This window comes from Pseudomonas pudica, from assembly GCF_015680405.1.
GTDB classification, from domain to species: Bacteria; Pseudomonadota; Gammaproteobacteria; order Pseudomonadales; family Pseudomonadaceae; genus Aquipseudomonas; species Aquipseudomonas pudica.
Map to the genome: position 1 here is coordinate 23,332 of NZ_JADLJS010000007.1, position 13,009 is coordinate 36,340.

At 66.2% G+C, this 13,009-nt stretch carries 11 protein-coding genes; 5 read left to right on the top strand and 6 right to left on the bottom strand.

Going from position 1 to position 13,009, the window contains the following annotated elements:
• Nucleotides 1–121: 121 nt before the first annotated feature.
• Genes IRZ77_RS07505 through IRZ77_RS07530 form a run of 6 tightly spaced genes read right to left on the bottom strand, consistent with a single transcriptional unit; the run spans nt 122 to nt 9,007 of the window.
• Nucleotides 122–595: a chemotaxis protein CheW gene (locus IRZ77_RS07505; RefSeq protein ID WP_046613432.1), complete on the bottom strand. Its 474-nt coding sequence runs from the start codon at nt 593–595 to the stop codon at nt 122–124.
• Nucleotides 588–5,540 carry a hybrid sensor histidine kinase/response regulator gene (locus IRZ77_RS07510; protein WP_196173212.1) on the bottom strand — a complete coding sequence of 1,651 codons (4,953 nt, stop codon included), beginning with the start codon at nt 5,538–5,540 and terminating at the stop codon, nt 588–590. The genes IRZ77_RS07505 and IRZ77_RS07510 overlap by 8 nt, the downstream gene beginning before the upstream one ends.
• A gap of 35 nt (nt 5,541–5,575) precedes the next feature.
• Nucleotides 5,576–7,630: a methyl-accepting chemotaxis protein gene (locus IRZ77_RS07515; RefSeq protein WP_046613435.1), complete on the bottom strand. Its 2,055-nt coding sequence runs from the start codon at nt 7,628–7,630 to the stop codon at nt 5,576–5,578.
• Between the two features lie 11 nt (nt 7,631–7,641).
• The gene (locus IRZ77_RS07520; protein ID WP_003257767.1) at nt 7,642–8,196 is read right to left on the bottom strand and encodes a chemotaxis protein CheW; all 555 of its coding nucleotides are present in this window, start codon (nt 8,194–8,196) and stop codon (nt 7,642–7,644) included.
• The gene (pilH, locus tag IRZ77_RS07525; RefSeq protein ID WP_025340906.1) at nt 8,193–8,558 is read right to left on the bottom strand and encodes a twitching motility response regulator PilH; all 366 of its coding nucleotides are present in this window, start codon (nt 8,556–8,558) and stop codon (nt 8,193–8,195) included. The genes IRZ77_RS07520 and pilH overlap by 4 nt, the downstream gene beginning before the upstream one ends.
• A 47-nt stretch (nt 8,559–8,605) precedes the next feature.
• Nucleotides 8,606–9,007, bottom strand: coding sequence for a response regulator (locus IRZ77_RS07530; RefSeq protein WP_196173215.1), 402 nt, complete (start codon nt 9,005–9,007; stop codon nt 8,606–8,608).
• Between the two features lie 297 nt (nt 9,008–9,304).
• Between IRZ77_RS07530 and gshB the strand changes: the two genes are divergently transcribed.
• The 5 genes from gshB (at nt 9,305) to pyrR (ending at nt 13,008) form a co-directional block, all read left to right on the top strand.
• Nucleotides 9,305–10,258, top strand: coding sequence for a glutathione synthase (gene gshB, locus IRZ77_RS07535; protein WP_046613437.1), 954 nt, complete (start codon nt 9,305–9,307; stop codon nt 10,256–10,258).
• 91 nt (nt 10,259–10,349) lie between these two features.
• Nucleotides 10,350–11,255: an energy transducer TonB gene (locus IRZ77_RS07540; protein ID WP_108480789.1), complete on the top strand. Its 906-nt coding sequence runs from the start codon at nt 10,350–10,352 to the stop codon at nt 11,253–11,255.
• 178 nt (nt 11,256–11,433) lie between these two features.
• Nucleotides 11,434–12,003, top strand: coding sequence for a YqgE/AlgH family protein (locus IRZ77_RS07545; RefSeq protein ID WP_015272081.1), 570 nt, complete (start codon nt 11,434–11,436; stop codon nt 12,001–12,003).
• Nucleotides 12,003–12,440 (top strand): Holliday junction resolvase RuvX, encoded by a 438-nt coding sequence (ruvX, locus tag IRZ77_RS07550; RefSeq protein WP_013974530.1) that lies wholly within the window; start codon nt 12,003–12,005, stop codon nt 12,438–12,440. Before IRZ77_RS07545 ends, ruvX begins: the two co-directional genes overlap by 1 nt.
• Before the next feature lie 49 nt (nt 12,441–12,489).
• Entirely contained in the window at nt 12,490–13,008 is a 519-nt protein-coding gene (gene pyrR / locus IRZ77_RS07555) for a bifunctional pyr operon transcriptional regulator/uracil phosphoribosyltransferase PyrR (protein ID WP_025340908.1), read from the top strand.
• Nucleotide 13,009 lies beyond the last annotated feature (1 nt).

The following is a 13,009-nucleotide window of genomic DNA, read 5'->3' on the forward strand; positions in this document are numbered from 1 at the left end:
GTCGTTCTGTTCCGGCCTCTTCGCGGGTGAACCCGCTCCCACAGGTACGGCACTGCCCTCAGGCTTTTGGGGGCCCCTGTGGGAGCGGGTTCACCCGCGAAGAGGCCCTATGGCTTACATCCTACCCAAAGTCAGGTTGCAGTTCCGCGTCACGCACCAGCCGTTCCAGCCCGACCAGGTCCGGCACCCGCGCCACCTGCTCGCCCACCTGCACTGCCGCCAGCTCCAGCCGGCCCAGCGCCACGTCCACGTAGTTCAGTTGGCTGTCGAGCTTGCACGAGCGCGGTATGTCTTGCAGCAACAACGCCAGGTAGCGCAGGCCGGTATCACCCAGGGCATTGAGCACCACCACGCGGGCCCGCTCGCCGCAGGGTGTCTCGCCACCGCACGCGGCTTCGAAGCCGATCAGCGGCAGGCGCTGCTGGCGCCAGTCGATCCAGCCCAGGTGCCAGGCCGGCTCGCCGCGTTGACACACCAGGTTGCGCTGGCCACTCAGTTCGGCCACCGCCACGTTGGGCAACACCAAGGTACGGTCGCCCAACGGCAGCAAAAGCCCGGTCAGGCTGCTGCGCTGGCCGGCGATCAGTTCAAGCATGGGTCTGGCTCCAGTGGGCAATGCTCTGCAACAGGACCGACTCCTGATAAGGCTTGCCCAGGTATTCGTTGACGCCGATGGCCATCGCTCGGTCGCGGTGCTTCTGCCCGGTGCGCGAGGTGATCATGATGATCGGCAAGTCTTTCAGCCGCTCGTCACGGCGGATGCGTGTGGCCACCTCGAAGCCGTCCATGCGCGGCATCTCGATGTCCAGCAGCAGCACATCGGGGCGGTGCTCTTCCAACAGGGCCATGGCGTCAACCCCGTCCTTGGCCGTCAGCACGCTCATGCCGTGCCGTTCCAGCAGGCGGCTGGTGACCTTGCGCACGGTCACCGAATCGTCCACCACCATTACCAGCAACGCCCGCCGTGGCGCCGGGCCGAACACTTGGCGCCGGGCCGCACCATCGCCCGGCAGGCGCGCCAGGCGCCGCTGCTGGCCACGCAACTGGCCCAGCAGGTCGAGAATCAATACCACCCGGCCATCGCCCAGCAGCGTCGCCCCCGACAACCCGGCAACCGCGGCAAACTGCGGCCCCAGGCTCTTCACCACGATCTCGCGGCTGGGCGACAGGCTGTCGGCCTGGATGGCGAACGATTGCTCCTGGGAATGCACCAGCAACACCGGCAGCGGCACGCTCTGCCCGAGCAATGCCGGGCGTGGCATGCCCTGCAGCAGTTCACCCAGGTAGCGCAGCTCGTATTCGTGGCCGGCGTACACATAACGCGGGGCATCCAGCTGGTAGCACGCCGCCAGTTCGGCCGGCGGCACGCGGACGATGCCCTCGATGGTGTTCAGCGGAATGGCGTACTGCTCTTCGCCCAGATGCACCATCAGCGCACGGTTGACCGACACGGTGAACGGCAGGCGGATCAGGAAGCGCGCGCCCTTGCCCTGGGCCGACTCGATACTCATCGAGCCGCCCAGTTGCTTGACCTCCTCATGTACCACGTCCATGCCCAGGCCACGCCCGGAGATCTGGGTGATCTTCTCGGCAGTGGAAAAGCCCGGGCGCAAGATGAACTGGAGGATTTCGTGATCGCTCAGTTGCGCCTGCGGGTCCAGCAGGCCGCGTTTGATGGCCTTGCGGCGCACCGCTTCCAGTGGCACGCCGGCACCGTCGTCGGTCATTTCGATTACGATGTCCGCGCCTTCGTGCAGCAGATTCAGGTGAATGGTGCCCTGCTCCGGCTTGCCGGCGGCCAGGCGCATTTCGCGGCTTTCCAGGCCATGGTCGACGGCGTTGCGCAGCATGTGCTCCAGCGGCGCCACCATACGTTCGAGCACGCTGCGGTCCAGTTCGCCCTCGGCATTGCCGACCACCAGCTCCACCTGCTTGCCCAGCTCGCTGGCCACCTGCCGTACCACACGCTGCAAGCGCGGCACCAGGCGCTCGAAGGGCACCATCAGGGTGGCGGTCAGGCCTTCCTGCAACTGGCTGTTCACCCGCGCCTGCTGCTGCAGCAGGCTGTAGGCCTCCTGGGCGCGCTGTGCCAGGGTTTCCTTGAGGTCCAGCAAATCCGAGGCGGACTCGAACAGGGCCCGCGACAGCTGCTGCAGTTGCGAGTGGCGGTCCATTTCCAGCGGGTCGAAGTCGTCATACGCATCACCTTCGAACTGCTGCCGGCTGGATATCCGCCCTTGGGTCTCGATGTCCAGGCGCAGCAACTGGTCGCGCATGCGCTCGAGGGTGGTTTCCATCTCGTTGAGGGTGAACTGCGCATCGTTGACCTGCTGCTCGATGCGCCCACGGATGATCGAGTGCTCACCGGCCAGGTTGCCCAGGTCGTCGAGCAGCTCGGCATCGACCTTGACCATGTCGCCCGGTGCCCGCTCCGGTGCCACCGCCGGCGCCTCACTGGTCGCGGCCTCGACCGCCCCCTGGCCGGCGGCGCTATCGGCCAGGGCCGAGAAGCTGAAGTTGCGGATGTAGTCGATCAGCGCGGTGGCGGCATGCAACGGCTGCCCCAGGCGCACGGCATCGAGCATGTGCGCCAGGCGGTCATGGCAGTTCTGCAGCAAGGCGAACAATGGTGCGCTAGGCGGCATACGGCCAGCGGCCAGCAGCTCGTAGAGAAACTCCAGCTCGTGGGCCAGGTCGCCGATCGGCGCAATTTCGACCATGCGCGCCACACCCTTGAGGGTGTGCAGGTCGCGCATCAGGTTGTCCACCTCCACACTGTTGCGCGGGTCGGCCTGCCAACGCGCCAGTGCTGCGGCGGCACTCTCGACGATGTCCGAGCTTTCTTCGAGGAAGACTTCCAGCAGCTCTTCGCCTGGGCTTTCCGGCTCTTCGACCAGCGGCTCGGCCACAGCAGGCAGCAAAGGGTGGTGCGCCGGCCCCAGGCCAAGGGTATCGGCCAGGTCCATGTCCGGGTGCAGCGGCGTGACCGTGTCGATGCCCACCAGGCCGGTAGCCTCCGGAGCCAGGGCCTGGCCCAGCAGGTGGCGCAGGCTGTCGACCAGCCCCGACCTTGGCGGGATGTCCTGCCCGGCCGCCACTTCGTCGAGCATGTCCAGCAGGGCCTCATGGGCCCGTTGCACGTGGGCGAAGAAACGCGCATCGGCGGGCAGGCTGCCCTCCTCCACGGCGCCGTACAGGTCGAGCAAGGCCTCGCACACGTCATCCATCTGCCACAGGTCGGCCGAGTGTGCTGCGTGGCCCAAGGTGGTCAGTTCGTCGAGCAGCGTGTCCAGCGCATCGCGCTGGCCGGGCTGTTCCTGCCAGCGCGACAGCAACGATTCGGCATCCAGCAGGATATCCATGGCCTGGGCCAGGAAACTGGCAATCAACTGCGGGTCGCGCTTGCTGCGCCGCTGATGCTGCGAGTCGTCATGCAAGCTGGCCAAGTGCGCGTCCACCGCCTGGCCAACCTGCTCGATCAGCTCCGCGGCACCAGGGATGGCCGCCAGCGGCGTACTATCGAGTTGCGCCAGGCCCAGGTGGAACAGCGAGCGAGCAGCTTCCAGCCATTCGATCTCGGCCATTTGCAGAGGCAGTTGGTGGCCTTTGTATTCACGTGCCAGGCGATCGAAGGCGGTGGCCAGTTCGGCGACCGGCATCACCCCGGCCATGGCGGCACTGCCCTTGAGCGTATGCAGGGCGCGCTGCAGGCCATCGCTGACCTGCGTATCGTGGCCGTCGGCGCCCTGCAGGAAAGCATCCAGGCTGGCCAGGTGGCCCTGCGCCTCGCTACGGAAAATGTCGAGCAATTGCGGGTCGAGACCATCGATGTCAGCTGCCACCGGGGCATCGTTTTCGGCCAGGGCATGCAGATGCCCGGCCAGCTCCTCGATTTCCGTCAGTTGCGGTAACTGGCCTGCGGCAAAGTCGGCGAGCAGGTCGGGCAGGTAGACGAATACCTGCTGCAGGGCCACAACGCCTTCCGGGCCGAGCACGCTGCGGCCCTCGAGTACCCGGTTCAGCAGGTGTTCGGCGCCCCAGGCCAGTTCGGCCACCGCCTCGGCATGCACCATGCGGCCGCTGCCCTTGAGCGTATGCAAGGCACGGCGCACTTCTCCCAATGCCTCGCGCTGCTGGTTATCGGCACGCCAGCGCAGCCAGTGGCGCTCGATTTCCGGCAGCAGCTCACCGGCCTCGTCGAGGAACACTTCACGCAACTCGTCATCGATGCCATCAGCGCTGCCATCGCGGCCCGCGGTGGCCTCGACCAGCGCGCAGTGCACCCCCAGCGCCGCAAGGCTGGCGCGCGCCATGTCGATGAAGGGCTGGCCATCCGCCAATGGGTCCGCCACCCGCCATTGCAGGTAGCATTCGGCGGCGCTCAGGGCCTCGGCCAGGTGCGTCAGCTCATCGGCTGGGGGCTCCATCTCCAGGTGCTGCAGCCAGCGCTGCACATAGCTGGCGCAACCGGCAAACAGCTCGGCCACGGCTGGTAGCATCAACATCGCCAGCGCACCGCGAATCTGCTGCAACAGCCCTGGCAAGGGTTGCAGGCGTTGCCGCGGCCAGCCGGACTCCAGGCAATCGCCGATCAGATCCTTGGCCTGCTGCAGTACGTTCAGCGACTCGTTCAACACCAGTTGGCGGATCTCGGCCAGGTCCGAGCCCGGCAGGCCGCCCTGGCCGTTTTCCTCCAGCGGGCCGACCATGCCGTTGAGCGTAGCCTCCACGTACAGCAAGGCCCCTGCTACATCCATCAACACCGCGTCGTCCACGGCCCGCTCGCCCTGGGCCAGGGCCTGCAGCGCCAGCACCTGGTCGATGATCACCCGGCGTGGCTGCTGGAAGCCCAGCACTGCCAGGGTGTCGGCCACGTGGCGCAGGGGCGCCAGCAGTGCATCGAGCTGCTCGCTGTTCTGGCGGTCGCCACGCACGAACTGGTCCAGCCGCTCCTTGATGCGCATCAGGTCGTCGCACAGCGCGGTCACCACCGAGCGCAGGGCATCGCGGCCAGGCCCTGCCTGCAGCTGCTCGCGCCAGTTGCCCAGCGACAGGTCGAGGTTGGCCAGGTCGTCGGCACCGGCAAAGCGTTGGGCGGCGCCGCTGATCAGGCTGGCCTGGGCCAATGGCTCCTCGCCACGGCAGGCACGCAGTTGGTTGAGCAGCGGCAGCATCACCAGAGGCAGGTCGTGGCGGGCGCCGCGCAGGCGCTCCAGGTACGACGGCAATTGCTCCAGGCCGCGGAACAACGCGCCCAGGCAATCACCGCGGGGGCTGACCTGGCCATCGGCCAGGGCCTTGGCGAACAGTTCCAGTTCTTCGGCCAGGCGCGTGGCGCCGCGCAGTTCGAGCATGCGCAGGCAGCCGTGCACCTGGTGCAGGTTGTCGACCACGAATGCCAGCATCGACAGGTCGCCAGGCTCGCCGGCAAAGCGCTCCAGCGCCTGGCGCGCCTGGCCCAGGCAGTCGAGGATGGCGGCCTTGGTCCAGGCCAGCGCCACCGTGTCGTGGCGCTCGGGGCTTACTGGTGCTACAGCCATGGGCACTCCTCGGCGCGGCTCTTCAGCAGGACCATTCACTTGGGCTCTGCTGGTGGCGGCAGGGTGAATCCGGACACCGAACGGCGCATCTCGCTGGCCATGCGTGCCAGATGGCGGATGCTGTCGGCGGTGGCGCCGGAACCGGCGGAGGTCTGCGCGGTAATCTGCTGGATGACCGCCATGGTGTGGGAGATCTGCCCGGCAGACGAAGTCTGCAGCTGGGCGGCATCGGAGATGCTGTGGATAAGATCGGCGAGGTTCTGCGATACGCCTTCGATCTCGGCCAGCGCCACCCCGGCATCCTGGGCCAGGCGGGCACCGCGCACCACTTCGGCGGTGGTCTGCTCCATGGAAATGACCGCCTCGTTGGTGTCGGCCTGGATGGTGCGCACCAGCGCCTCGATCTGCCGGGTGGCCGACGACGAGCGCTCGGCCAGGCGCTGCACTTCGTCGGCAACCACGGCGAACCCACGGCCAGCCTCGCCGGCCAGCGAGGCCTGAATCGCCGCGTTGAGCGCGAGAATGTTGGTTTGGTCGGCAATGTCGTCAATCAGGCTGACGATATCGCCGATTTCCTGGGAAGACTCACCGAGGCGCTTGATGCGTTTGGCGGTGTCCTGGATCTGCTCGCGAATGTTGTCCATGCCGTTGATGGTGTTGTGCACCACCTCGTTGCCCTTGTTGGCGATCGCCACCGAGCGTTCGGCCACCTTGGCCGACTCGTAGGCGTGTGCCGAAACCCGGTCTATCGACTCGACCATGTCGCCTACCGCCTCGGATGCCTCGCTGATCTGCTCGGCCTGGTGTTCGGAGGCCTTGGCCAGCTGGCGTGCGGTGTTCTGTGTGTCCTGCACGGCGGCAGCGACCTGCACGGCGCTGTGGTTGATGGTGGCGACCAGGTCGCGCAGTTGGTCCACGGAATAGTTGATCGAATCGGCAATGGCGCCGGTGAAGTCTTCGGTCACCGATACGGTCACGGTCAGGTCGCCGTCAGCCAGCTCTTCGATTTCATCGAGCAGGCGCATGATCGCCTGCTGGTTGCGTTCGTTCTTTTCCGCTGTCTCACGCAGCTGGCGGTTGGTGGTGCGCACCATCACCAGGCCGATGAGGATGATCGAAGCCAGCGCCAGCAGGCCCAGCACATAGCCGCCGACAGTGTCGAGGGTGCGCCCGCCGGCCAGGTTCTCGAAACCGTTGGCCAGGTGCGAGGCCTCGTCGAGCAGGGTTTGCGACAGGCTGAAGATGTTGCCGGCAGCCTCGCGCACCCGGAACAGTTCCGGCGAGGTTTCGAGGATTTCATCCACCGAGCCGGCAACGAACTGGAACAGCTCGGCAATTTCGGCCAGGCGCGCACGAGCGTCGGCGTCTTCGACACGGGTCACCTGGATCGCCGCGTTGCCACTGAGCATGCCCTCGAGCACCTGGCCGAAGCGCCCGGCATCGCGGCCGAAGGCGTCGGCCGCCTGGGCCGCGGCGTCGTCACCGGCCAGCACGGTGTTGACCGAGCCGAGAATGCGTTCGGCCAGCAGCAGCTGACGCTGGGCTACAGCCACCTGGCTGGCCGGGGCGCCGCTCTGCAGCAGGATTTCGACCACTTTCTCGTATTCCACCTGCAACTGCGGCACGGTCTCGGCCAGGGTCGCCGCCACCTGGTGCAGCGACAGCACCGTCTGCTCGCTGGCCAGGATGGTGTCGGTGTTCTTGCGCAGGTTTTCCCAGTCGCGGCGTACCGCCTCCATCTCGTCACGCACCGTGGGCGGCGCGGGTGGCAGGCCGGTGGACTTGTCACCTTCACGCAGGTAGCCCCAGCGCCGCTCGAAATCGTTGCGCGCGTCCGACAGCAGTTTGAAGGCCAGGGCCTTGCCGGTGGCGGCTTCCGTGGCGTTCTTGGCGATGCGCTGCGACAGCACCCGCAGTTCGCCGGCGTGGCCGATGTACTGCTTGTCGTAGTTGGACTGGGTATTCAGGTAGGCAAAGTTGGCGAACAGCAGGATGATCGACAGGATCAGGATCAGGAACAACAAGGTGATCTGCGCGATGCTGCGGGTACGCGGGGTCACGGTGGTGACGGGGGTGACAGGCTTGTTCACGTTCGCAGGTCCTATAACGCCACATCGAGAAAGCCCGGCGCCTGGGCCAGGGCGAAGGGGCTGAAGATCGCCCAGTTGCGTTCACGCGGGAAGTGCCCCTGCACGAAAGGTGCAGCGGCGCGGATCAGCGGCTGTGGTGGCGACAGCTGCAGGCTGTCGAGGGCAAAGTGCTGCAGGCCCAGCACCTCGTCCACCAGCAGGCCGACGAACAGGTCCTCGTGGTCCAGCACCAGCACCCGCCGCTGCTTGCCCGGGGCGGCGTGGCCCAGGCCGAAGAAGCTGCTCAGGTCCATCACCGGCAACAGCCGGCCGCGCAGGTTGGCTACCCCGCACACCCACGGCTGCACGCCGGGCACGCGGCTGCTGCGCGGTTCGCGCAGCACCTCGGCAACCTCGCCCATGGGCGCGACGAACCATTGCCCGGCAATACGAAAGCCGATGCCGCTCCACTGTTGCAGGCGGTTGTCCTGCGGCGGCTGGTCGGCGACCAGCAGGCGGCAGCGCCGGTCGATGTCCAGCAACAACTCGAAGGCGGTCAGCGACGCGCCCTGCGGGCGGGTGGTCAAGCCCCGAGCACTTCTTTGAGCTTGGCGATCAACGCGTCCTCTTCCACCGGTTTGGTCAGGAAGTCACGAGCGCCCTGGCGCGTGGCCCAGATACGGTCGGTTTCCTGGTCCTTGGTGGTGACCACGATCACCGGGATGGCGCTGGTTTCCGGGTCCTTGCTGAGCTGGCGGGTGGCCTGGAAGCCGTTCATGCCGGGCATGACGATGTCCATCAGCACCGCGTCGGGCTTGTCCTGCCTGGCCAGGGCCACGCCATCGGCACCGTTGTTGGCCTTGAGCACCTGGTAGCCGTGCTTTTCCAGCCATTCGGTCAATCGGTACATCTCTGTCGGCGAGTCGTCGACAATCAGAACTCGGGCCATGCTGGTTCCCCATCAGGAAAGAAAGACCGTGCCATGGCGGGGCGCGGTCAGGGTGCGTGTTGTTGGGCTGCGGCAAAACCGGGCACGTGGGCGCGGATCGCGTCGAGCAGTTCTTCCTTGCTGAACGGTTTGGTCAGGAACTGGTCGGAGCCGACCACCCGGCCGCGGGCCTTGTCGAACAGACCGTCACGTGACGAAAGCAGAATGACCGGGGTGTTCTTGAAGGCACTGTTGTGCTTGATTACCGCGCAGGTCTGGTAGCCGTCCAGGCGCGGCATCAACACATCGACGAAGATGATGCTGGGCTGGTGGTCGACGATCTTGGCCAGGGCATCGAAGCCATCACTGGCGGTGATCACCTCGCAGCCCGCTTCACCGAGCAACATCTGCGCGGTGCGGCGGATCGTGCGCGAATCGTCGATCACCATCACCTTCAGGGGTTGTTCCATCACTTGGGCTACCGTCGCTGCTTATGCCGAATTCCTGGGGCCGCTTCGCGCCCCTATCGCGACACAAGGCCGCTCCTACAAGGGACCGCAATCTCCTGTAGGAGCGGCCTTGCGTCGCGATAGGGCTGCGCAGCAGCCGCAAAGGCCTGTTGTATAGCGCTATGACTGGCATTTTTAGCACACTCCGGGTGGCCGTTCCATCTGCGGAGCCCCTTGACCGGCGGCGCTCACGGCGCCACCCTGAGCCACTTTTCTTTCGATCCATCGCGGCCATGCGCCGCCAAGAGGAACCACCCCATGAGCGTTCGCCTCGGCATTGTCATGGACCCCATCGCGTCCATCTCCTACAAGAAGGACAGCTCGCTGGCCATGTTGCTGGCCGCACAGGCGCGCGGCTGGAGCCTGTTCTACATGGAACAGCGCGACATGTACCTGGGCGCCGGCCAGGCGCGTGCGCAGATGCGCCCGCTGAAAGTGTTCGCCGACCCGGCCCGCTGGTTCGAGCTGGGCGATGAGCAGGACAGCGCGCTGGCCGAGCTGGACGTGATCCTGATGCGCAAGGACCCGCCCTTCGACATGGAGTTCGTCTACAGCACCTACCTGCTGGAGCAGGCCGAGCGCGAAGGCGTGCTGGTGGTCAACCGCCCGCAGAGCCTGCGCGACTGCAACGAAAAACTGTTCGCCACCCAGTTCCCGCAGTGCATGGCGCCGACCCTGGTCAGCCGCCGTGTCGACATCCTGCGCGAGTTCGCCAACAGCCGCGGTGACGTGATCCTCAAGCCGCTGGACGGCATGGGCGGCGCCTCGGTGTTCCGCCACCGCAAGGACGACCCGAACCTGTCGGTGATTCTGGAAACCCTGACCCAGCACGGCAACCAGCAGATCATGGCGCAGGAATACCTGCCGCAGATCGTCGACGGCGACAAGCGCATCCTGATGATCGACGGCGAGCCGGTGGACTACTGCCTGGCGCGTATCCCGGCCAGCGGCGAGACCCGTGGCAACCTGGCCGCCGGCGGCCGTGGCGAGGCACGCCCGCTGACCGACCGCGACCGCTGGATCGCCGCCCAGGTCGGCCCGACCCTGCGCGAGAAGGGCCTGATGTTCGTGGGCCTGGACGTGATCGGCGACTACCTCACCGAAATCAATGTCACCAGCCCCACCTGCATCCGCGAGATCGATGCCGCCTACAACACCGATATCGGCGGGAAATTGATGGATGCCATTGATCGCCAGCTGAAGGCGCGCTGACCGCCGACGCACGGCAACAACCCAGAGTGGGGTATGATGCGGGTCCTTTTGGCCTGGCCTGCTACCCCGCCCTGCGGTTGCTGGAAACCTGATGACGCTGCCCGCTGACATCCCCGCCGACCTGCTCCCCCCCCGTGTTCGCCCGGTGGACCGGCTCGGCTTTACCCTGTTCCTGGCCGCCCTGGTGCACCTGGCGCTGATCCTTGGCGTCGGCTTCAGCGTGGTCAAGCCTGCCGAAATCCGCCACACCATGGACATCACCCTGGCCACCTTCAAGAGCGAGAAACCGCCGGAGAAGGCCGATTTCCAGGCCCAGGACAACCAGCAGGGCAGCGGCACCCTGGACAAGAAAGCGGTGCCCAAGACCACCGAACTGGCACCGTTCCAGGACAGCAAGATCAACAAGATCACCCCGCCACCCGCCGCGAAGCCCGAGGTGGTACTGCCCCCTGTCCCGCAGAAGTCGGCGGTAGTGACCACGGCGCCCAAGCCACAGAAGGTCGAGCCCAAGCCCAAGGAAAGCAAGCCGCAGCCCAAGCCGGCAGCCCCGGCACCGGACTTCGACAGCTCGCAGTTGTCCAGCCAGATCGCCAGCCTGGAGGCGGAGCTGTCCAACGAACAGCAGATGTACGCCAAGCGCCCACGCATCCACCGGCTCAATGCTGCATCGACCATGCGCGACAAGGGTGCCTGGTACAAGGAGGAGTGGCGCAAGAAGGTCGAGCGTGTGGGCAATTTGAACTACCCCGACGAAGCGCGCCGGCAACAGATCTACGGCAACCTGCGCATGATGGTGTCGATCAACCGCGATGGCTCGCTCTACGAAGTGCTGGTGCTGGAGTCGTCCGGTCAACCGGTGCTGGACCAGGCGGCGCAGCGCATCGTGCGGCTGGCGGCGCCGTTTGCGCCGTTTACCGGGGACCTGGCCGAGTTTGACCGGCTGGAGATCATCCGCACGTGGCGCTTTGCCCGTGGGGACCGTCTGTCCAGTAACTGAATCAGGGCCGCTTTGCGCCCCATCGCCGGCAAGCCAGCTCCCACAGGGATAGCACATGGCTTGAGATCGATGCGATCGGTGTGGGAGCTGGCTTGCCGGCGATGGGCTGCACAGCAGCCTCAAAACAGCCATGCCGAGCACCTTGTCAGCCTCGCCACCTGGCGCCACACTATCCCCCATGAAAACCCTCACGCCGAGCTACCTCAAGCATCAGTTCCTGATCGCCATGCCGCACATGGCCGATCCGAACTTCGCCCAGACCCTCACGTACATTGTCGAGCACAATGCCCATGGCGCCATGGGTCTGGTGGTCAACCGGCCGCAGGAGCTGAACCTGGCCGACATCCTCGAGCAGCTGCGCCCGGACGAAATGCCACCGGCCAGCACCTTGCAGGTTCCGATCTACCAAGGTGGCCCGGTACAGACCGACCGCGGCTTCGTGCTGCACAGCAGCGAATGCAGTTTCCAGGCCACCGTGGCGCTGGAGGGGCTATCGCTGACCACTTCGCAGGACATATTGCTTGCCATCGCCGCCGGCGTAGGTCCGAAACAGAGCTTGATCACCCTGGGCTATGCCGGCTGGGAAGCGGGCCAACTGGAAGCGGAGCTTGCCGACAACGCCTGGCTCAACTGCCCGTTCGACCCGGAAATCATCTTCGGCCTGACCAGTGACCTGCGCCTGGAAGCCGCCGCCGCCAGCCTGGGGATCAACCTGAACCTGCTGACCAGCCAGGCGGGCCATGCCTGATGGCCGAACTGCACCCTGAACTGCGTCTGCTGCTGGGCTTCGACTACGGCAGCAAACAGATCGGCGTGGCCGTCGGCCAGGTGGTCACCGGCCAGGCCCGCGAGCTTTGCACCCTGAAGGCACAGAACGGCGTGCCGGACTGGGCCCAGGTGGAAAAGCTGATTGCCGAATGGAAGCCCGACGCAATCGTCGTTGGCCTGCCGCTGAACATGGACGGCACCCCCAGCGAAATGAGCGCCCGCGCAGAAAAGTTCGCCCGCCGCCTGAACGGCCGCTTCAACCTGCCCGTGCACACCCACGACGAACGCCTGACCACCTTCGAGGCCAAGGGCGAGCGCATGGCCCGTGGCGGCCAGCGCGGCAGCTACCGCGACAACCCGGTCGATGCCATCGCGGCCGCCCTGTTGCTGCAAGGCTGGCTGGAGGCCAATACCTGATCATCTTTGCCGCCGGGCCCGCCCGGCGCACCCTTCCGAGGAGCCTGCAATGAGCCTACCCGATCCAGCCGAACTGATTCGGCAGATGGCCGTCGACCTTCGCGCCCACCTGGCCCGCCGGGCAATTACCGAACCGCGCTACATCGGCATCCGCACCGGCGGCGTCTGGGTTGCCCAGGCCCTGCAGGAAGCCATGGGCGACACCAGCCCCATGGGCACTCTGGATGTGTCGTTCTATCGCGACGACTTCAGCCAGAACGGCCTGCACCCGCAAGTGCGCCCGTCCGAGCTGCCGTTCGAGGTCGAGGGCCAGCACCTGGTGCTGGTGGATGACGTGCTGATGAGCGGCCGCACGGTGCGCGCCGCGCTCAACGAACTGTTCGATTATGGCCGCCCGGCCAGCGTCACCCTGGTCTGCCTGCTGGACCTGGATGCCGGCGAACTGCCAATCCGCCCGAATGTACTCGGCGCCACCCTGTCGCTGGCCGCCCATGAACGGGTAAAATTGACCGGACCCGCACCGCTCGCCCTCGAGCGCCAGGACCTCGCCTCCGCTTCCGCCCTTTAAG